This is a genomic window from Paenilisteria rustica (assembly GCF_013820765.1).
GTDB lineage: Bacteria > Bacillota > Bacilli > Lactobacillales > Listeriaceae > Listeria_A > Listeria_A rustica.
On record NZ_JABJVM010000019.1, the window covers coordinates 1 to 21,218 of the forward strand.

General features: G+C 41.8%; 16 protein-coding genes and 1 pseudogene. 16 read left to right on the forward strand and 1 reads right to left on the reverse strand.

What is annotated here, in order from left to right; all coding sequences use genetic code 11:
- Positions 1–380 precede the first annotated feature (380 nt).
- Positions 381–1,292, reverse strand: a complete 912-nt coding sequence (locus HPK16_RS14070; RefSeq protein WP_181677550.1) for an ArsR/SmtB family transcription factor — start codon at positions 1,290–1,292, stop codon at positions 381–383.
- Between the two features lie 459 nt (positions 1,293–1,751).
- Between HPK16_RS14070 and HPK16_RS14075 the strand changes: the two genes are divergently transcribed.
- From HPK16_RS14075 to HPK16_RS14155, 16 genes and pseudogenes are all read left to right on the forward strand, one after another.
- Positions 1,752–3,014, forward strand: coding sequence for an extracellular solute-binding protein (locus tag HPK16_RS14075; RefSeq protein WP_181677551.1), 1,263 nt, complete (start codon positions 1,752–1,754; stop codon positions 3,012–3,014).
- Positions 3,015–3,081: 67 nt separating this feature from the next.
- A complete protein-coding gene (locus HPK16_RS14080) occupies positions 3,082–3,984 on the forward strand; it encodes a carbohydrate ABC transporter permease (RefSeq protein WP_181677552.1) in 903 nt (300 codons plus the stop codon).
- A gap of 23 nt (positions 3,985–4,007) precedes the next feature.
- The gene (locus HPK16_RS14085) at positions 4,008–4,850 is read left to right on the forward strand and encodes a carbohydrate ABC transporter permease (protein WP_181677553.1); all 843 of its coding nucleotides are present in this window, start codon (positions 4,008–4,010) and stop codon (positions 4,848–4,850) included.
- Positions 4,851–4,920: 70 nt separating this feature from the next.
- Entirely contained in the window at positions 4,921–5,349 is a 429-nt protein-coding gene (locus HPK16_RS14090; protein ID WP_181677554.1) for a hypothetical protein, read from the forward strand.
- Positions 5,346–7,082, forward strand: a complete 1,737-nt coding sequence (locus tag HPK16_RS14095) for a glycoside hydrolase family 2 protein (protein WP_181677555.1) — start codon at positions 5,346–5,348, stop codon at positions 7,080–7,082. Before HPK16_RS14090 ends, HPK16_RS14095 begins: the two co-directional genes overlap by 4 nt.
- 124 nt (positions 7,083–7,206) lie before the next feature.
- Complete coding sequence (locus HPK16_RS14100; protein ID WP_181677556.1) at positions 7,207–8,412, forward strand: FtsW/RodA/SpoVE family cell cycle protein; 1,206 nt, start codon at positions 7,207–7,209, stop codon at positions 8,410–8,412.
- A gap of 135 nt (positions 8,413–8,547) precedes the next feature.
- Positions 8,548–9,135: a type IV toxin-antitoxin system AbiEi family antitoxin domain-containing protein gene (locus HPK16_RS14105; RefSeq protein WP_181677557.1), complete on the forward strand. Its 588-nt coding sequence runs from the start codon at positions 8,548–8,550 to the stop codon at positions 9,133–9,135.
- Positions 9,136–9,215: 80 nt separating this feature from the next.
- Positions 9,216–9,989: pseudogene (locus HPK16_RS16875) on the forward strand (nucleotidyl transferase AbiEii/AbiGii toxin family protein).
- A gap of 207 nt (positions 9,990–10,196) precedes the next feature.
- A complete protein-coding gene (gene pyc / locus HPK16_RS14120) occupies positions 10,197–13,640 on the forward strand; it encodes a pyruvate carboxylase (RefSeq protein ID WP_181677560.1) in 3,444 nt (1,147 codons plus the stop codon).
- A gap of 74 nt (positions 13,641–13,714) precedes the next feature.
- On the forward strand, positions 13,715–14,620 hold the full coding sequence (locus HPK16_RS14125) for an ABC transporter substrate-binding protein (protein WP_181677561.1): 906 nt from the start codon (positions 13,715–13,717) through the stop codon (positions 14,618–14,620).
- 292 nt (positions 14,621–14,912) lie between these two features.
- Complete coding sequence (locus HPK16_RS14130) at positions 14,913–15,719, forward strand: ABC transporter permease (RefSeq protein ID WP_181677562.1); 807 nt, start codon at positions 14,913–14,915, stop codon at positions 15,717–15,719.
- A 13-nt stretch (positions 15,720–15,732) separates the two neighbouring features.
- A complete protein-coding gene (locus HPK16_RS14135; protein WP_181677563.1) occupies positions 15,733–16,746 on the forward strand; it encodes an ABC transporter ATP-binding protein in 1,014 nt (337 codons plus the stop codon).
- A 90-nt stretch (positions 16,747–16,836) separates the two neighbouring features.
- Positions 16,837–17,670, forward strand: coding sequence for a DUF6270 domain-containing protein (locus HPK16_RS14140; protein WP_181677564.1), 834 nt, complete (start codon positions 16,837–16,839; stop codon positions 17,668–17,670).
- Positions 17,671–18,243: 573 nt separating this feature from the next.
- Positions 18,244–19,191: a glycosyltransferase family 2 protein gene (locus tag HPK16_RS14145; RefSeq protein ID WP_181677565.1), complete on the forward strand. Its 948-nt coding sequence runs from the start codon at positions 18,244–18,246 to the stop codon at positions 19,189–19,191.
- Positions 19,188–19,625 carry a GtrA family protein gene (locus HPK16_RS14150; RefSeq protein ID WP_181677566.1) on the forward strand — a complete coding sequence of 146 codons (438 nt, stop codon included), beginning with the start codon at positions 19,188–19,190 and terminating at the stop codon, positions 19,623–19,625. The genes HPK16_RS14145 and HPK16_RS14150 overlap by 4 nt, the downstream gene beginning before the upstream one ends.
- 15 nt (positions 19,626–19,640) lie before the next feature.
- The gene (locus HPK16_RS14155; RefSeq protein WP_181677567.1) at positions 19,641–21,131 is read left to right on the forward strand and encodes a DUF6056 family protein; all 1,491 of its coding nucleotides are present in this window, start codon (positions 19,641–19,643) and stop codon (positions 21,129–21,131) included.
- Positions 21,132–21,218 lie beyond the last annotated feature (87 nt).

A 21,218-nucleotide genomic window follows, 5' to 3' on the forward strand; every position in this document is an offset into this window, starting at 1 on the left:
ACGGGCCGTTTCAGCACTTCATCAGATCCGGCTTCAACGGCTAGCTTCTCGGAAATTTCGTGACCTCCAAAAAAGTCAAAAGAGGACTTTTCTTACGCCCCCTAACAATTTCTGTCGAAGCTGAACGGGCCGTTTCAGCACTTCATCAGATCCGGCTTCAACGGCTAGCTTCTCGGAAATTTCGTGACCTCCAAAAAAGTCAAAAGAGGACTTTTCTTACGCCCCCTAACAATTTCTGTCGAAGCTGAACGAGCCGTTTCAGCACTTCATCAGATCCGGCTTCAACGGCCAGTCTCTCGAAAATTTCGTGGCCTCCGAAAAAAACAAGGGCGGTTTTTTACTGCGCCCCTAACAATTTTTTTCGAGCCTAACGGGCCGTTTCAGCACTTCTCGCTATAATAAAACTTAAACTCCATATCCTTCTGATGGTTCCCAAATCCTTTCCCAAATATCGTTGTCCCGCCGATGTTCTTCGCGTCTTTTTCAACGGCTATTCGGAATGTAAGTAGCTCTTCGGTTATGTCTAGATCATCCAGTGTTAACTCGGATAGAATTTCGCCGTCAAAATGGGTGCCATGTTTGGATATGCGAATGGTTTTGAAGAGGCCGTACTGGCTGTTAGAGTCTTCCCACCAACTTGGCGTGTATTTGCCGCGGATATCGGAAAAATTGCCTGGGCAGGTCCATGTTCCGAGTGTGTGGCCGTTTAAGTAGAAGGAGATGTCGGAGGGCCAGACGTTGTTGGAATAGGGAAACTCGGAGGCGATTTCGAAACTGATCTCGAGTAGCTCTATTTGTTCTTCTTTTTGAAGTGGATTTGGAACTTTGTATTCTAGGTAGCCTTGTGTGAACCAGATGATTTGTGCTTCCATGCGTCGGGCGTCCATGAAGTATTTTGGTTCGTCTACGTGGCCGATGAAGTCCTTGCTAGATGCCAGTCCGCACGTTGGTGTGACGTTATAATCTGTGTAATGTCCCACTGGTAATTCTAAGGAGCGCATCTTAAAATTAGGGTAAATGGTGGTCGGGAATGTAATCTCAATCTTATCTACGACGAGCTTGGAAATTTTCTGGATGCCAGATTTTCCAGGTATTTTTTCTGTGCGGATTAATTTGGCGTGCTCGAGTTGATTGATGTGTCGCGTGATGATGGCGCTACTCATATGTAAAGCGTGTGCGAGCTCTTTAATATTCATCGAACTTTGTGAAAGTAGGTTCAAAATTTGGATTCTAGTGTCGCTGGCAAGGGCTTCGTAAACATGAATGGAATCTTTGGAAATGTCTAATTGCATGTAAAAAAATCCTCCTTTAGTTAATGATTAGATAGATTAAATAGGGTATAAATTAGATGTAAATCTGTTTAGTGAACCTATTAGTTTATCATAACATAAAATTGCTATCAAAAGAACTAAAAGTGTTGACAATAAAATTTTAGTGAATTATAGTAAAAACATAAAAGAAGTTTAGTTATTAATTTACTTAAAGGTTAACTAAAGAGCTTCTTTTTTAAATATTTTATGTAGGCGTTTACATTCTGTGTGGATAATGTGAATGGGTGGTTGGATTTAGAAGTGTGAGGTGGGTGAGTTGGTTTTCACAAGGTGGAGGTAGGTTAGCGCAGAGGTTGTTCTGGGTTTGGTGTCTAAGAGCCGCTGGGGGATTACCTGCTCGCTTTGCTCGCATGCATATTGAGGCTCTAAGAAAACAAAGTACGTTTTCTAAGAGCCTCAACAAATAGGGAGGAATTTAAAATGAAAAAAATGTTAGGTCTTGTTTGTATGTTATTATTGGTCGCTGGATTGGCTGCGTGCGGTGGTTCTAGTGATGCGAAGGACACTGCCAAAAGTAAAGAAATCATTTTCTGGAATCCATTTACTGGTCCGGATGGCGCGAATATGCAGAAAATGGTGGATGCTTACAACAAAACAAATCCGGAGTTCAAAGTCAAAAACATGTCTTTAAAAGAGGGCGATATGTACACGAAAATCCCGACGGTTGTAAACTCTGGTAAGAATATTCCTGATTTGACGATTGTCCACGCCGAGCGTATTAAGCAGTATGTAGACAACGATATGTTGATGACGTATGACGATTACTTAGCTGATTTTCCAGATATCAAGGCGGAGAATTATGTACCTGAAGCTTGGAATATTGGTCAAATAGATAATAAACGATACAGTGTGCCGCTTGATATTCACTCCTTTATTATGTACTACAACAAAGATTTGGTGAAAAAATATGCTCCAACCGCGCTTGATGATGACGTCGTTACTTTTGATGAGATAAAAGCGGCGGGGGAACTTGCTAAAAAAGACAAAATTGATGCGGTGTCGGTGAGTTGGGTGAAGCCAGTGTTCTTATCGTTATATGCGCAAAATGGCGGGAAGTTAACGGAGAATGGCGTGGATCCGACGCTTGATAATCAGCAGGCGAAAGATACGTTTAATCTTTGGAAAGACATGTATAAAGACGGTATCACAACGAAGGATGGCGAGGATTACTTCCAAAAATTCATCGCTGGAAAAGTGATATTTGCGCCAGAGGGTATTTGGATGCAAAATAATGCGAAAGATGCCAAGTTCGATTGGGGAATCACGAACGCGCCGCAGTTGAGTGAGGATAAAAATAAGATGGTGAACTGGTCTAGCTCGCATCAATTTACGATGTTTAACAGCGAAGGGCGCTCGAAAGAAAAAACAGAAGGCGCGCTGAAATTCATTGATTGGGTGCAAGATAACTCACTGGAATGGGCGAAGTCAGGTCAAAATCCAGCGTCTCTGAAGATCGTGGAAGATCCGACTTACAAAGAAATGCCGCAATCGTTCTTGTTGCTAAATCCGGCCGAGCAGAAATCGCTGAAGATTTTTGATTATAAGTATAATGGTTACGTTTCCGAGCAATTGGATGCGAACGGGAATGACATTATTTTTGGGAAAACGCCGGTGAATAAAGGGTTAGCGGATATGCAAAAAGCGGTGGAAGATAAGACAGCAAAAGATAAATCCAATAAATAAATCGAAAAAGAGACTTGGGGATTTTCGTGTCCTCGAGTCTTAAGATGAAAGATTGGGAGTGATGGAAATGGAAGCAAACGCTAAAACGATAACGTATAAAAAGAGGAAATGGCAATTTACACCTTGGTTGTTCGCAGGTCCACATTTAATTATTTTCTTGATCTTCTTTCTCGTTCCTGTTGTTTACGGAATTTATATTTCTTTTACCGACTGGGATTTGATTGGGACGCCAGATTTTGTTGGTTTTGATAATTACCGCGAAATTTTGTTTCAGAAGGATTCAACTTTTTATGAGCAGTTACATAATGGGTTGCGAAATACATTCATTTTCGTCGTGTTGACCGTTCCATTTTGTATTATTGTGCCGTTGTTGTTGGCCAGTGCATTGAACGCAAAACCGAGGCTAAATAAGCTGTTTCAATCGTTATTTTATTTGCCATCGTTGTTCGCGATTTCGGCGGTTATCATTATTTGGGGTTTGATGTTTAACGTGAGTTTCGGGCCGATTAATCAGTTTCTGGGGACGACGGTGAACTGGGTGGGGACGCAACCTTATGCTTGGTTGACGCTTGTGATTGTAACGGTTTGGTGGTGTATCGGTGGGAATATGATTATTTATCAGGCCGCGCTAAACGGGATTTCGAAGGACTTTTATGAGGCGGCGGAAATCGATGGCGCCACTTCTGTGCAAAAATTCTTCCGGATTACGTTGCCAAGTATTCGCGCGCAGTTATTATACACCGTTGTGATGACGACGATTGCACAGTTTAACGTATATGGGCAACCGCTGATGCTGACAAAAGGTGGTCCATCTGGTTCGACATCGGTGCTGTTAATGTACATTCAGCAAAATGCATTTGGTACGGGACAATCGATTGCTGGGATTGCGTCCGCGATGGCGGTTATTCTTGGACTATGCATCATGGTTGTTTCTGCGATTCAATTTTTCTTTTTACGGAATAAAAACTAACGACGAGGGGGATGGGATTTCTGATGAAAAAAGATACGCGTTTTATACCAAAATTAATTGCTTTTATATTCCTGCTCGTGATGGCGATCATCTGGGTTGTTCCGCTCGCGTGGGGGATTGTGACGTCGTTTAAATCGGAGGCTGAGGTCGCGTCGGTGGGCTTTAAGTTTCTTCCGGTGCAATGGGTGACGACGAATTATACTGAATTGTTGTTTGATAATGCTGCGACGCCACTGTTGCGGTGGTTCATGAATTCGATGATTATCGCGTTATCGCAGACGGTGTTGGTGCTTATCGTAGTCTCGCTAGCGGCTTTTGCTTACAGCCGTTTGAAATTCCGCGGACGCAATGCGATGTTCGTTTTTTTGATGGCAACGATGATGTTTCCGAGTGTTGTGAATTTGATTCCACTGTATAAAATTATCGATACATTCGGTTGGGTGAATAATTATTTGGCGGCGATCGTGCCGGGAGCTGCGGCTGTGTTTAATATCTTTTTAGTGCGGCAGTTTATGGTGAATATTCCGATTGAATTTGATGAGGCAGCGCGCATGGACGGTGCTGGTGATTTCAAAATTTTCCACAAGGTTATCTTGCCACTTTTACGACCGGTGTTGATGGTTGTGGCGTTGTTCACATTCACGGCAGCTTGGAACGATTTCCTATGGCCTTCGATCGTGTTTAATGACATCGAAATGATGCCGATTACGCCGGGACTTCAACTGCTGCAAGGGATGTACCAAGCGCAACCAGCACATTTAATGGCAGGAGCACTTGTCGCGATTGTACCGACTTTCATACTATATTTATTCGCGCAAAAGTACTTCTTGCAGTCAATGGCACTCTCATCTGGCGTAAAAGGATAGACAGATTATATGCAGAGGAAATCGTAATTTAGAGCTTATTATCTTGATGAGAAGTTAGGAGGGCTTTCGAGTGAGCAGACGATTGGAACGAGTTTTTATTTACATCGCAGCGGCTTGGCAGTTGTTGGATGGGTTGTTGACGGTTTTTGTTTATGGATTATTTATAAAACGACAAGGTTTGGATGTGGCGGGGCTTTCTGTGGCGCAGATGCGGGCGATGAAGGCGTTGTTTGGCAGTATCTTTAATTTCGTGGTGATTTTTGGGGTGTTGCTGATTTTACTCGGATTATTGAATATTTATTTAGCGCGGAAGCATTGGAAAGATGGTGCGATTGGTTGGAAATTGCCGGTTTGGTTTTTAGTTTGTGGCGTATTTTCCTATTTTATTATGGATATGCCGAATATTTTCTTGTTTATGAGCGCGGGAATTATTGGTTTGGCTAAGAATAAAGGTATGAGAGTACAGAAAAATAGCTTGATTGGGGAGGAATTGGGATGACGAAATTGCATCCGAGGCCGCAGTTTGTGCGGAAGGATTGGGAGTTGCTTGACGGGAAATGGGCATTTGCGTTTGATGATGCTGGCGTTGGTTTGGCGGAGGATTGGTGTGCGCATTTGCCATCAGAACGTGTGATTGAGGTTCCGTTTACGTATGAAACAAAAGCGAGCGGGATTCACGATGAGTCGCATCACACGCTTGTTTGGTATGAGCGGGAAGTGGAGGTTGCGGCGGCGGAGAAAGATGTGTTGCTGCATTTCGAAGGTTCGGATTATGCGACGACGGTTTGGGTGAATGGGAAAGTGGTCGGTGAGCATCGAGGGTGTTATACGGCATTTGTTTTTAATATCACGGATTATGTGACGACAGGCAAAAATCGGGTGACGGTTCGCGTCCGGGATAGTATGGATACGGCGCAACCACGCGGGAAGCAGCGCTGGATCAAGGATAATTTCGGTTGTTGGTATGTGCAGACGACTGGGATTTGGAAGTCGGTTTGGCTGGAATACGTGTCGCCGATTCATATCGATTATGTGAAAATGACGCCGGATTTTGACGCTCGAAAAATCGATTTGGAAGTGGAAGCGAATGCTTGGCATGAAGGCGTGACGGCGCGCGCGACCATCCGTTTCGACGGCGAATGGCTCGAAGAAGTGAGCGCGACTTTGAAGGATGGCGTGGCGGTCATGCGCGCTTCCGTTTTGGAAAAAGGCGACCCGTGGAGCATGAAAGTTTGGAATACTGAGACGCCTAATTTATACGATATCACATTCACCTTAATAGAAGGAACTACCGTCGTCGATAGCGTGGAATCCTATTTTGGAATGCGGAAAATCGCGGTTGAGGGTGAGAAAATCCTGCTGAATAACGAAGAGCTGTATCAGCGGTTGATTCTCGATCAAGGTTACTGGCAAGACAGCGATTTGACGCCACCATCTGTCGCGGCGCTGGAACTTGATATCGACAAAATCATCGAGATGGGTTACAACGGTGTCCGCAAACATCAAAAAGTTGAGGATAATCGTTTCCTGTATCTGTGCGATAAAAAAGGGTTGCTCGTTTGGTCCGAAGTTGGCTCGACCTATAGTTTCAGCGATAAAGCGGTTGCTAATTTCACGGCAGAGTGGCTCGAAATTGTGAAGCAAAACTACAATCATCCATCGATTATCACGTGGGTGCCGTTCAATGAATCATGGGGAATTGAGGATATTCACAGCAATAAGAAACAGCAACAATTCACAGAAGGCATTTACTATCTGACCAAAAGTTTTGATGCGATGCGCCCAGTTGTGACGAATGATGGCTGGGACCACACGATTTCTGATATTATCACGCTACACGATTATGAGGAAAACGGTGAAATTTTTATCGAGCGCTATGCGAATCAGGAAAAACTGCTAGCCAATGCATTTCAACATAATGGTTTCCGTCATCCTTTTGCTAGTGGTTATGAGAATATCGGGAAACCGGTCATTATTTCTGAGTTTGGCGGTATTGCCTTCCAATCCGAATCTGGCTGGGGTTATGGCAATCAGGTGCAGGACGAGGCGGCGTTTTTAGAGCGTTTTGAAAGTATAACGAGTGCGATTCAAGGCTTGGATTACATTTCTGGTTTTTGTTATACACAAGTCAGTGATGTGCAGCAGGAAATCAATGGCCTGCTCACGATTGATCGCCGGGATAAGGTGGATTTGACCGCAATTCGCGATATTAACCAACGACGTAAGAAATAATACCTTGCGTATACATTTTCTAATAGGGCGTACTTATCATTTCTTTTCGAGCCGATTTCCTATATAATAGATAGATACTACAGTAGGGACCTTGAATAAGGCTCGAAATGATTGGACGATGTGTATGTTTAAAAAAATGTTGAAATCCTATGACTATCCTCTTTTGGCGGTATACCTCATTGTGTGTATCTTTGGATTGATCATGGTCTATAGTTCGAGTATGTTTGTCGCGATTAATAAAGGGTGGGACCCGGCGACGTTCTATAATAGTCAATTAAAAAATTGGATTATCTCGCTTGTTTTGCTGATTTTCTTCGCGGTTTTTCCATATAAAATTCTTCAAAATAATAAGATGTTGATGCTGATTATGTTCGGCTCGGTCGCGATGTTGTTGCTCGTATTGATGTTCGGTGACTCGGCGAATAACGCGCAAAGTTGGCTGGCATTAGGGCCAATCCGAATTCAGCCTTCTGAGTTTATTAAAGTGTCGATGATTATTTACATGGCCGCTGTTTATTCGAAAAAGCAGCGGTACATTGATGATTTTAACCGTGGTGTTTTGCCACCAGTCTTGTTTCTAGTTGTAATCTGCTTCTTGATATTGCTCCAACCAGATATCGGGACGGCTGCGATTATTTTTCTAACAGGATGTGGCATTATTATGGCATCAGGTATGCGACTGAAAACGATATTAAAATTAGTCGGGCTAGGATTGCTGATTTTAGCGGTTTTATGTGTGGTCGTTTTCCTGTTGCCAGAGGAGCTTCGTTCGAAATTGATTACGACGAAGCGGATTGGACGGATTACGAGTTTTCAAAATCCGTTTACAGATCATGGCGCGAGCGGGTATCAGTTGGTGAACTCGTTTTATGCGATAGGTTCGGGTGGTTTCTTTGGACAGGGGCTTGGCGAAAGTGTCCAAAAGCTGGGTTATTTGCCAGAAGCGTACACCGATTTTATTAGCGCGATTATTGCTGAAGAACTTGGCTTTTTTGGTATTATGATTACAGTCGGTGGGATTTTCTTCATCGTTTTGCGTTCGATTACAAATGGGATGCGTTTGAATGATTCGTTCGGCTCCCTACTTTGTTACGGGACGGCGACGCTCATTGGGATTCAGGCGTTCATTAACCTAGGCGGTGCGTCGGGCATGATTCCGCTAACCGGGGTGACGCTGCCGTTTACGAGTTTCGGTGGTTCGTCGCTGATGTCGATGTCGATTTTGGTCGGAATTGTGCTAAACGTATCGATGATGAATAAATTTCAAAAGAATTACGGCTCGGAAAAAGATTTGGCGAAACCGGGGAAACCGGTGCGGGCACGAACGTAGCAGTGAAGATAGGAGGAACGGGCTGAGATTTTGCGGCTCGTTTTTTTTGTATTATTTGCTTTTGGGTATCAAATATACTACACTTATTATTAAAATATAGTATATTTGATACCTAGGGTGAGGCAGTGATTGAGAATGGAAAAGTTAATGAAGCTATTAGGAGAATATAATGGAACGTTAACACTTAAGGTTGCTAAAGCTAATGGAATCAACGTTAAAACACTAGAGGATTTTGTGAAGAAGGGTATTTTAGATAGGGATGTACCAGGTGTATATACAAAATCTGGGGAATTTCCAGATGAATTTTACATGTTACAGCAAAAATTCACAAAAGGTATTTTTTCACATGAAACAGCGCTTTTTCTGTACGGTTTGACAGATGTGAACCCTGATCGCTATGTTTTGACGTTTCCAAGAGGCTATAATAACCCAAATTTGAAACAGTATTTTGTGCAGCCAAAACATGTGAAAGTGGAAGTCTATAGCCTGGGGATAGCGACGATGGAAAGTCCTAATGGTAACGAAATTCGAGTATATAATTTAGAAAAAACGATGTGTGATATGTGGAAAAAATCCTATAAAGCAGATTATTATGTGAAGATCGAGGCATTAAAAAAATATATGGAGCGCCCGGACAAAAACTTGTTTAGATTGTTAGAATATGCAGAAATGTTGAAAATTGGTACAGACTTAAAAATGGCAGTGGAGGTATTAAACCAATGACACCAAAACAATTGAAAGACTGGGTGAAGAATGAATCACAGAGATCCGCTATTAACGCTCAATTAGTGATGAGGACTTACATGTTGGAAAAAGTACTACAAAAAATAAGTGAGTCAAAGTATAATGAAAATTTTGTTTTAAAGGGCGGATTTCTAATAGGCTCGATGATTGGAATCTCGCGACGAACAACAATGGATATTGATGCTACAATGAGGGAAATGAACTTGTCACAAGATAAAATTTTGCGAATTTTTCAAGAAATCTTAGAAACGCCTACTAAGGAAGGCATGGTACTTGAGGTGACAAAGATAACGAATATCAATAAGGGTGATTTTTATGCAGGGGTCTGATTGCATATTAAAACGTATTTGGGGTCTCTAAAAGGAGATGTCAAATTGGATATTACGACTGGCGATTCTATTTATCCAGAGGTAAAAAGGTACGCACATAAAATGATGTTTGAAAATAAGTTTATAGATGTCTACGCATATCCTGTGGAGCAAATACTCGCTGAAAAATTGCATAGTATTCTGGACAGAGGGCTTGCTAATACAAGGGCACGGGACTTTTATGATATTTATATGCTTACCAGTATGGAAAGAAATCTTTTTAATTATCCTGCATTGGCTCTTTCGGTAAAAAATACTTTTGTGCATCGGAATTTTTTATTGAGTGTGGAGGATTATTTCAATGAAAGAATGGAAGCGATTAAGCACAGTCAAGATTTACAGCTGATTTGGAGCAATTATGCAAGGAGCTTACCGCACGCGGAGGAACTTTCCTATAGCGAGGTAGTTGCATCTGTTGAGAGATTGTTACTAGATATTATCGCATTGGAGGAAGTAAAGGATTAGTTAGATATTATGGCTGGTTAAACCATTGACACCACTCACTTTACGCGGAATCTCCGAACATTTTTTGCAAAAATCAGCGAAAACAATTTACATTCGGGGTACTTTAATACTATAATTGTCTGATATACCGTTTTTCTCCATGACGGTAATAATGTTAGCAGCTATGTATATAGAAAAATTAGGTAGTGTAGGTTAGGAGGAAAAAAAATGAACAACATTAAAAAGGTATTAGTTGCCAATCGTGGCGAGATCGCGATTCGCGTACTTCGGGCGTGTACGGAACTAAACATTAAGACAGTGGCGATTTATTCGCAAGAGGATACGGCGGCGTTTCACCGTTATAAGGCGGATGAGGCTTACCTCGTAGGGGAAGGGAAAAAACCGATCGATGCGTATCTGGATATCGATAATATTATCGAGATTGCCAAGATAGCCAATGTTGACGCGATTCACCCGGGTTATGGCTTTTTGTCGGAAAATATCGACTTTGCCAAGCGTTGTGAAAAAGAAGGCATCATTTTTGTAGGACCTAAATCGAAACACCTAGACATGTTCGGTGATAAAATTAAAGCGAAAGAACAAGCTTTACTAGCCGACATCCCAGTTATCCCAGGTAGTAATGGACCTGTGGCGAACGCGGAAGAAGTAGCTGCATTCGGAGAAAAACACGGTTATCCGTTGATGGTAAAAGCTTCTCTTGGCGGCGGCGGACGTGGTATGCGTGTCGTTCAAGGACCGGCGGACGTGAAAGATGCGTTTGAACGCGCTGGATCAGAAGCAAAAGCGGCTTTTGGGAACGATGAAGTGTATGTTGAGAAATGTGTTGTTAATCCGAAGCATATCGAAGTGCAGATTTTAGGGGATTCTCACGGAAATATCGTCCATTTATTTGAACGTGATTGCTCGGTACAACGTCGTCACCAAAAAGTAGTGGAGGTCGCACCATGTAACGCGATTACATCCGATTTACGTCAGCGTATTTGTGATGCTGCCGTGAAATTAATGAAGAACGTGGAGTATTTAAACGCTGGGACGGTCGAATTTTTAGTTGCTGGTGAAGAGTTTTATTTCATCGAAGTTAACCCGCGTGTTCAAGTGGAGCACACGATTACCGAAATGATTACAGGGATTGATATCGTTCAGTCGCAACTGTTTATCGCAGATGGTTGTTCGATGCATGACCAAATCGTGGGTATTCCGCAACAAGAAGAGATTCGTATCAACGGTTCGGCGATTCAATGTCGGATTACGACGGAAGATCCTTTGAACAACTTTATGCCAGATACTGGTCGTATTAATACATACCGCTCAACTGGTGGTTTTGGAGTGCGTCTAGATGCTGGGAATGGTTTCCAAGGTACGATTGTGACGCCGTTTTACGATTCTTTACTTGTAAAATTATGTACGTGGGGTATGACGTTTGAACAAGCATGCCGCAAAATGATTCGTAACTTGATTGAGTTCCGGATTCGTGGCGTGAAAACGAATATTCCGTTCTTGCTAAACGTGGTACAACATCCTGATTTCATTAGTGGAAACTACAATACATCGTTTATCGACACGACGCCTGAATTGTTCGATTTCCCGAAAGTCCGTGACCGCGGTACGAAGACGCTACGTTATATCAGTAACGTGACGGTGAACGGCTTCCCAGGTATTAAGCATCGTGAAAAACTGGTGTACGATGAGTTGCGAATTCCGAAGATTCCTTTCGACGCAAAAATCGAACCAGGAACGAAACAAATTTTGGACGCAAAAGGTCCTGCGGGAATCGTAGAATGGGTTAAATCACAAGAAGAGGTATTGCTGACCGATACGACATTGCGTGACGCGCATCAATCACTACTTGCGACGCGTGTTCGTTCGAAAGATATTTTCCAAATTGCCGATCCAATGGCGCATTTATTACCAAACATGTTCTCGTTTGAAATGTGGGGCGGGGCAACGTTTGATACGGCTTACCGGTTCTTGAATGAAGATCCGTGGGTGCGTCTGGAAACGTTGCGTAAACAAATTCCGAATGTCATGTTCCAAATGTTGTTACGTGGCGCGAATGCTGTTGGTTACAAGAATTATCCAGATAACGTGATTCGCGAATTCGTGAAGCAGTCCGCGCAAAGTGGTGTCGATGTGTTCCGTATTTTTGATAGCTTGAACTGGCTAAAAGGCATGGAAGTGTCGATTGAAGCGGTTCGTGATGCTGGTAAGGTCGTTGAAGCAGCGATTTGTTATACGGGCGATATTGAAGATGCGACGCGCACGAAATACAACGTGGATTACTATAAAGATATGGCGAAAGAGCTTGTGGCGCAAGGAACGGATATCTTGGCGATTAAAGATATGGCTGGACTTTTGAAACCGCAAGCGGCGTATCGTCTTGTGAGCGAACTGAAAGACACGGTTGATGTGCCGATTCATTTGCACACGCATGACACGAGTGGTAACGGGATTTATACGTATGCTGCGGCTGTCAGTGCGGGAGTGGATATCGTCGACGTATCGTCAAGCGCGATGAGTGGCGCGACGTCTCAACCGAGTATGACGGGTCTTTATTACGGTCTTGAAAACGGGAAACGTCAAACGATTCTCAATGCGCACAATTCGCAAATGATTAACCATTATTGGGAAGATGTTCGCAAATACTACAAAGACTTTGATAACGCGTTGAACTCACCGCAAACCGAGGTTTATATCCACGAAATGCCAGGTGGTCAGTACACGAACTTGCAACAGCAAGCCAAAGCAGTGGGCCTAGGTGATCGTTGGGATGAAGTGAAAGACACGTACGCGGTCGTGAATGACATGTTCGGCGATATCGTGAAAGTAACACCATCCTCGAAAGTAGTCGGTGATATGGCGCTATTCATGGTGCAAAACGACCTTTCTGAACAAGATGTGTACGATAAAGGTGAAACGTTAGATTTCCCAGATTCGATTATCGAGTTCTTTATGGGCGAGATTGGCCAACCGTACGGCGGATTCCCGCAAGAGTTGCAAAAACTTGTCTTGAAGGGCCGCACACCTTTGACAGAACGTCCAGGTGCTTTGATGGAGCCAGTTGATTTTGAAGCAGTTCGCGCAGAGCTTGCTGGGAAAATGACGACAGGTGACCCAACAGACCACGATGTGATGTCTTATATTCTATATCCGAAAGTGTTCTTAGACTACTTGACGATGATTGAGAAATATGGTGACGTGACGGTGCTTGATACGCCGACCTTCTTCAAAGGAATGCGTTTAGGCGAGACGGTGGAAGTGGAGCTTGAAAAAGGTAAAACACTGATTATCAAGTTAAACTCAATCGGAGAACCAATCGCAGACGGCACACGCGTGATTTACTTCGAGCTAAACGGCCAACCGCGTGAAATCTCAGTACAAGACTTTAACGTCCAATCAACCGTTGTGACACGTCGCAAGATTGATACGACAAATCCAGAGCATGTCGGCGCAACAATGACCGGTTCCGTGATTAAGATTGTCGCTGAGAAGGGCCAAGAAGTGAAGAAAGGCGATCCACTTCTAATCACCGAAGCAATGAAGATGGAAACAACAATCCAAGCCCCATTCGACGGCAAAGTCAACGCGATTTTTGTCACAGACGGCGATGTGATTGAGTCAGCCGACCTATTAATGGAAGTAGGTCGTGTCTAACACGTAGAACGCACAGGAAAAAGTCGGGATATCTAAACGCCCGACTTTTTCCATTTTTGAAAGGGAGAATTCAGATGCAATTAAAAAAAATAATCACGGCTTTAAGTCTAGCTATTATCCTTGTTTTAGCAGGCTGCGGGGCACAAACGACATCTGAGAAAACGGCACAAAAACCAGAATACATAGCAACGGATGCGACTGGCGCCAAAATGGAGCTTAGCGCGAAACCGAAAAAAATAGTTTCTTTGATTCCTAGCAATACTGAAATTTTATACCGACTTGGGCTTGGCAAAAACGTGGTAGGTGTCACATCGAGTGACGATTATCCAGTCGCTGTCAAAAAAGTTTCCGTCGTTGCCACAACGGAAATCAACGTCGAGAAAATCATCGGCATGAAACCGGATCTTGTTCTGGGCCACGCCTCCATGATGAGCTACAATAAAGATGCCTACGACCAAATCAAGAAAGCGAATATCCCGCTGTTCGTGGTAGAAGATGCGCAAGACTTCGATGCCGTGTATAAAACATTTACGCAAATCGGTGACCTAACTGGCACGACGAAAGAAGCCGAAAAACTAGTGTCATCCATGCAAGCGACAGACAAATCGATACGCAAGGAAGCGGCAAAAAAAGTTGAAACCAAAGCAAAAGTATGGCTAGAAATCAGTCCGGATCTATACACAGCAGGGCAAGACACCTTTATCAATGAAATGCTCACCAATATCCAAGCTACAAACATTGTCTCCGAAAAAGGTTATCCGCAATACAGCGAAGAGCAGGTTATCCAGGCCGCACCAGACGTTATCATCACGATTTATCCAAATGCCAAACAAGAAATCGCGAAACGATCTGCTTGGAAAAACATCCCGGCTGTAAAAAATAATCGTATCTATGAAATCGATCCATCCATTGTCAGTCGCCCAGGACCACGACTCATAGAAGGACAAGAAGCGCTATTCGAAGCCATCTATCCAAAATAAATTGGAGTAAAATAAAGATCTTGCTTTACAAATGCCCACTTTTGAGGTAATTTAACATAAGGTGGGTTTTTACGATTTTTCAAATAGCTCACCGCCAATACATAGAAACAGACCTACATTTACGGAAGAATCGACTAAAAAGCAGCTAAGAAAAACAAGCCAGAAATGCGTAAACGACATCATTATGTACCTTTTTCTAAGAACTAGGGGTGGAGCCTATACGACATGGAGCAAGTGATTTTCGGTTACTAAAATAGCTAACCGCATTATTATTCCGGAAAGAAGTGTTTTTGTGAAACAAGTAATAGAAGTCCTAAAAGAACAATTTAAGTACGCGCCAATGATTTTTCGAATTGCGCGTTATGAAGATAAAGCGACGTATCAGAGCCATTACCTAGGCCTTGCGTGGCAAATTTTAAATCCATTAATTCAAGTTGCGATTTACTACTTTGTATTCGGATTCGCGATGCGCACTAGATCAGGGATAGAAGGTGCCAGTTACATCGAGTGGATGCTAGCTGGTATTATTCCATGGTTTTTCATCAGCGCGGTTATTCTGCAAGGGGCAAATAGCATTTTCAATAAGATACACATGGTTTCCAAGATGAAATTCCCGATGAGCGTCATGCCAAATATTACAATCGTATCGAATTTGACGAGTTACGTCACGATGATGGTTATCTTTTTTGCGCTACTCTTCATAAAAGGCGCACCAGTTTCGATGTACTGGGCCCAGTTTTTCTACTATTTTGTGGCGATGATTGCCTTTTTGTTTAGTGTGACCCTATTAAACGCCACAATCAGCGTATTAGTCCGCGATTATTTTGTATTTCTACAGTCTGTTCTGCGCGTCTTATTTTATGTCTCAGGAGTTGTCTGGAACTTGAATACGATGCTACCAGCTTGGGTTGTAGACCTTTTGAAACTAAACCCAATCGTCTACATTATCGAAGGATTCCGAGACAGTTTTGTCGGGCATAAAGGCTTTTGGCAAGAACCGTCCTACACGGTCTACTTTTGGCTAATCACAATCGTTTGCCTCTATGTCGGATCCGTATTACACATGAAATTCCGCGAACGTTTCGTGGATTATTTATAGGAGGTAAGGACAAATGGGAAAAAATATCAAAGTAGCATTCAAACATGTGTCCAAAGAATACGACCTCTATCAAAATAAATCCGATAAAATCAAAGGCCTATTCTTGCCTAAAAGTAAACAAATGCAATCCTTCTGGGCACTGCGCGACGTCAATTTCAACATCTATGACGGCGAAACAGTCGGACTAATCGGCATCAACGGCTCCGGAAAATCAACCATTTCCAACATCATGTCCGGTGTTATCCCGCCAACCCAAGGCGAAGTAGTCATTAACGGCGAAACATCACTCATCGCGATCGCAGTCGGCTTAAAAGGGCCGCTAACAGGTTACGAGAATGTCCGCTTAAAACTACTCATGCACGGCTTGAAAACATCCGAAATCGATGCCCTCATGCCGAGCATCATTGATTTTGCTGATATTGGCGACTTCATGAATCAACCAATCAAAAACTACTCCAGCGGTATGCGCTCACGACTAGGTTTTGCGATTTCGGTTCACACCGATCCAGATATTCTTGTCATCGATGAAGCGCTATCTGTTGGTGACCAGACGTTTTACAAGAAATGCGTCGATAAAATTACCGAATTTAAAGAAGCCGGCCGCACCATCGTGTTCGTCAGCCATTCCCTCGGCCAAATGAAGAGCCTATGTGACCGGATTATCTGGATGCACTACGGTCAGATTCGCGAAATCGGTGATGCTCAAGAAGTAGCAGACAAATACGATACGTTTGTACGCTGGTTCAATGGCCAATCCAAGTCCTACAAAAAAGAATACCAAGACGATTTCAAACGCAAACAGAAACGTCCGCAGAAGGTGATTTATCCGAATCCGAGCGCGAATAAATATCGGCTTAGCTGGTTCGATAAGATTGCGCTGACGCTACTCATTGCGCTGGCGATATTCTTTGGTTACTGCGTCGGGACCGGGCAATCGGTTCTCGGTATGTTCAAGGCGAGCGATGACGGGAAACCCGTGGTGACCGAGACGGTAAATGTGGTAAGTAAGACCAAACAGCTTTATTAGTTCACGAAGAAATAGTATAATGAGAGCAGACAGTTAAATATTAGGCTGTCTGCTTTTTTGAGAGAGAGCGTATTTGAAGGGGAGAAATCAATGAAAAAAATAGCAGTACTTGGCAGTTGTGCCACGCGCGATAACTTTAATTCCATTTTCAATGCTGATTATAAGAAGAAATTCGAATGTGTTCTCATGCAAAATCAGAGTTCTATCATTTCTATGGCCTCTAAAAAAAGAGAGAATCCAGTCGTGTCAGCTGACGGTTTTTCGGAGTATGATGAGTGGTGCGTTAGATCTGATTTCACGAAAGAGTTTTTCGACCATTTAGCGAAACTTCAACCAGATACAATTATAGTGGATTTATTTGGCGATGCTCATTTTGGTGTTTTAGAAGTCGAACCTGGTGAATATGTGTCGAATAATCGCTGGAAACTGTGGCGCACGGCGTATTATAAAGATGTGTTAAAAGGTAAAGTCGAGGAACTATCCATTGATAAAAACCGCGAACAGTACATGGAATTGTGGAAAAAATCATGGGATATCGTTCTGGATAAGTTGAAAAAAGCGTCGCCTAAGAGCAAGATTATTCTTCATAAAATCAAGAATGTGAAGGAATACTATAATTTTGATGATAATAGATTTGATATTGCAACTTCTGGCAAGGTGAAGAATGTGAATGTGGATTATTATAATGAGCTGTTGAACGAGATGCATACGTATATTAATAAAAGCGATCGATCCATTAAAACCATTGATTTGTTTAAGGATAAAAAAGAATTTTTGAGCTTCGATGAACATCCTTGGGGACTTTTTTATGTGCATTACACAATGGATTACTATCCGTTATTTATGAATAAACTTATCTCGCTTGAGAAAGATAATAGCTGGTTTAGATTTTTTAAGAAGAAAAAAGAAATGATTAGTGAATAATTAATGGGGTTACTTTATCTAGAATACATTGATAAAGATACAGAGACAATGAAACATTGAGGGGGAATAAAAATGCTATTTTCTATATATAATTGGACGGATACATTATGGGTAATCATTGGTCCGTTAATTTTTCTGATGCTACTAATAGGTGTCATTTCATATGTACGACAAAACTACCAAAAAAAGAGTTAATTAATATTCGTATAACAGTAATAATTGGTTAATTCTTTTAAGGATTGGTATTAAATCAAGATATAGGGAAGTGGCTTTATGTCAAACATAGATTTCTATTTAAACATAGGGATTCCGCTGCTCATTGCCTTCAAAGTACTGGTTGTAGCAGCAGTTATATATGCTTTGTTCTTATTAAGGAAAATCGCGAATAAGTAACGAAAATTTGTCAATAGATTTATTATGTTAAAATTTGTACAAAAATGATCTGGGATTCCAGATCATTTTTGTACTGAGATCCATTTTTATCCACTGTCATTCAAGTCTTTCCTTTTAGGAACAAATCTTTTCTGTTATACTGATAAAGTATGTAAAAAAATAATGAGGATGTAGTGAAATATGAAATTAATAACAATCTCGGTACCTGCTTATAATGAGAGTGAGGTACTACCGCATTTATACGATCGCATAAAGGAAGTCATGGCTACGGTTTCGGATCGTTATGATTATGAGCTTTTGTTCATTAATGATGGTAGTTCGGATGATTCGGTTCAAATTATGAAAGAGTTGCGTGCCAAGGATGCTCGGGTTTCTTATGTGGACCTTGCGCGGAATTATGGAAAAGAAGTCGCGATGGCTGCGGGTTTTGATTACGCGAAGGGCGATGCGATGGTGACGATGGATGCTGATTTGCAACATCCGCCGGAACTGATTCCAGAAATGTTGCTTTTATGGGAACAAGGTTATGAGGATGTCTATGCCAAACGGAAAATCCGCGAAGGCGAAACATGGTTGAAGAAATTCACATCCAAGAAATACTATCAATTGCTTCAAAAAATGTCGAAAACACCTGTGCTTCCGGATGCTGGCGATTTCCGTTTGCTTGATCGTCGTTGTATTGACGCGCTTAAGAAATTACGGGAAACGCAACGTTATTCCAAAGGTCTGTACAGCTGGATGGGATTCAAGAAAGTTGAAATTGAGTTCGATGCTGCTCCGCGTCTAGCTGGTGAAACGAAATGGAACTACGGTTCGCTATTTAACCTTGCTTTGGAAGGAATGACATCATTTACTACGACACCGCTCAAAATTTCCTCCATCTTAGGATTTATCGTATCGATCGCTGCTTTTATTTATATGATATACATATTCATCGCAACGCTTGTGACAGGGAATGCCGTCGAAGGTTTCCCAACGCTGATGATAGTTATTTTATTCTTGGGTGGAATTCAGCTGATTTCGATTGGAATTATCGGCGAATATTTGGGTCGGATTTTTAATGAAGTGAAAGGTCGTCCGCTATACTTTGTCGAAGAATACAACGATGAGAGAGAGCCGATAAAATGAAGAAGATAAAGGAATTAATCGCTAACTTTAGAAAAGAACATGCCAATTTGTATAGTATTATTATGTATATCATTATGGGTGGCTTTACGACGGTCGTGAATATTGTGTCGTTCTGGCTCTGTAATTCGGTTTTTGGAATCGATTATGTGACGTCAAATACTGTTTCTTGGGTGGCTTCGGTGATTTTTGCCTATGTGACGAACAAGCGATATGTGTTTGAAAGCTATACACCGACTTGGAAGGACCGGGCGCGTGAAGCATCGTCGTTCTTTGGTTTCCGCTTTTTGACATATTTGGTCGATTTAGCGGTTATGGTCATTCTGATTAGTGGATTGGGCACGAACGCGCTGGTGGCGAAAATTCTAACAAACGTGATTGTGCTTGTATTGAACTATGTATTTAGTAAGTGGATAATATTTAAAATTAGGAATTAAAAAGGTAGGTTAATTATGATTCGTACAGAGAGAAATTGGAAGTTATTAAGTGTAGTAGGATTTTTGGTATTTTTATTTTATATGTATATTGCATACCGGACACCGTTAACACATGATGATTGGACTTGGGGTATGGCCAAGGGGATGGAACGTTTTCATGACGGTTTTAAGGACTATAATGGTCGTTACTTTGGAAACTATACAGAGTTATTAATTACGCGTGTAGACTGGTTCCGTATTTTTATAATGGGATTGTTTGGTGCTTTATTGGTTGTGTTACCAGCATTGATCTCGAAAACAAATTCGATAGGCGTTTACTTGCTTAGCTTCTTGCTATTCTTGACGGTGCCAGCGAATATGTTTGCACAGACATATGGTTGGGCAGCCGGCTTCTCTAACTACAATACAGCGGCTGTTTTCACCTTGATTTTTTTACTAGTAGTCAAAAATGTATTTTATGATAAAACGCCTAAATATAGTATTTGGTTAACGATTTTAATGGTTCCGCTGGGTATTATTTCACAATTATTTGTGGAGCATGCAACACTTTATAATGTTATTGCTGCCATTTTTATCATAGTGTGGGCTTTTATTAGATTCCGCAAGTTCTTCTTGTTACACATTGTCTATCTGGCTTCCGTAATTATTGGAGCAGCTATCATGTTCTCTAACGGGGCATATGCTAGAATTTTCAGTGGAGAGGATACGTACCGTACTGTAGATAGTGACATGGGCATTTTCGCAAAAATGTATGATACTTTTAAAACGACATTGTATCAATTTCTGGTGATGAATAATGTTGGGTTGAATATTGTTCTGGCACTTATCGCGATTTTTGTTTTAGTGAAAGTGGCGCAAAACCTTTCTGCGGTTCAATTGGTTTTCAAAGGTTTATTTATTATGATTCTAACGATTTATCCATTGTATAAACCAGTTGTAAAAGGAATATTTGATATTTCTTCGGAGACAACAACAACTTTTGAAGCTTACTTATCTTTGTTATTTTACTTAGTTCTGGTCGCTACGGTATTGATGTTTATTCCAAAAACAGGTTTGAAAGCGGAGTTAACTTTCTATCTTATTTCTGTCGTCACACTTGCGGCACCACTATTCTTTGTTACGCCATTTGGCCCGCGAAATTTTATAATTTGCTATATGTTCTTTGTACTTTTTGCAGTTCGAACAGTACAGTTTTTACATGAAGAGAATTACCTTAATTTACGAGCGCTTTACTTGCCGCTATTCGCTTTGGTTATGGCATTTGTTTTAGCGTATGCGTTTGTATTCACGCAAATTGGTCAAGCAAACGATGCACGAATAAAGAGTATGAAAGCGCAAGTTGCGGCTGGTGAGAAAGTAATTGTTGTGAAACGCTTGCCATACCAACAATATCTATGGATGAGTACGCCGATTCAAGATGGCCCTCATGCGCCAATTTTTGCGGAGTATTATAAATTACCTAGTGGTGTAACCCTAAAAATAGTTCCATACAAAGCCACAAAATGACACCATTGTAATGTTGTTTAAACCCTCCAAATGTGAAATAATAGAGACGTACGCAATTTATGTCAAGGAGGTAAAGGTCAATCAGAA

Coding starts and splice junctions, on each gene's coding strand:
- HPK16_RS14070 (WP_181677550.1), bottom strand. CDS start 1,292: ATGCAATTAGACATTTCCAAAGATTCCATTCATGTTTACGAAGCCCTT.
- HPK16_RS14075 (WP_181677551.1), top strand. CDS start 1,752: ATGAAAAAAATGTTAGGTCTTGTTTGTATGTTATTATTGGTCGCTGGA.
- HPK16_RS14080 (WP_181677552.1), top strand. CDS start 3,082: ATGGAAGCAAACGCTAAAACGATAACGTATAAAAAGAGGAAATGGCAA.
- HPK16_RS14085 (WP_181677553.1), top strand. CDS start 4,008: ATGAAAAAAGATACGCGTTTTATACCAAAATTAATTGCTTTTATATTC.
- HPK16_RS14095 (WP_181677555.1), top strand. CDS start 5,346: ATGACGAAATTGCATCCGAGGCCGCAGTTTGTGCGGAAGGATTGGGAG.
- HPK16_RS14100 (WP_181677556.1), top strand. CDS start 7,207: ATGTTTAAAAAAATGTTGAAATCCTATGACTATCCTCTTTTGGCGGTA.
- HPK16_RS14105 (WP_181677557.1), top strand. CDS start 8,548: ATGGAAAAGTTAATGAAGCTATTAGGAGAATATAATGGAACGTTAACA.
- pyc (WP_181677560.1), top strand. CDS start 10,197: ATGAACAACATTAAAAAGGTATTAGTTGCCAATCGTGGCGAGATCGCG.
- HPK16_RS14125 (WP_181677561.1), top strand. CDS start 13,715: ATGCAATTAAAAAAAATAATCACGGCTTTAAGTCTAGCTATTATCCTT.
- HPK16_RS14135 (WP_181677563.1), top strand. CDS start 15,733: ATGGGAAAAAATATCAAAGTAGCATTCAAACATGTGTCCAAAGAATAC.
- HPK16_RS14140 (WP_181677564.1), top strand. CDS start 16,837: ATGAAAAAAATAGCAGTACTTGGCAGTTGTGCCACGCGCGATAACTTT.
- HPK16_RS14145 (WP_181677565.1), top strand. CDS start 18,244: ATGAAATTAATAACAATCTCGGTACCTGCTTATAATGAGAGTGAGGTA.
- HPK16_RS14150 (WP_181677566.1), top strand. CDS start 19,188: ATGAAGAAGATAAAGGAATTAATCGCTAACTTTAGAAAAGAACATGCC.
- HPK16_RS14155 (WP_181677567.1), top strand. CDS start 19,641: ATGATTCGTACAGAGAGAAATTGGAAGTTATTAAGTGTAGTAGGATTT.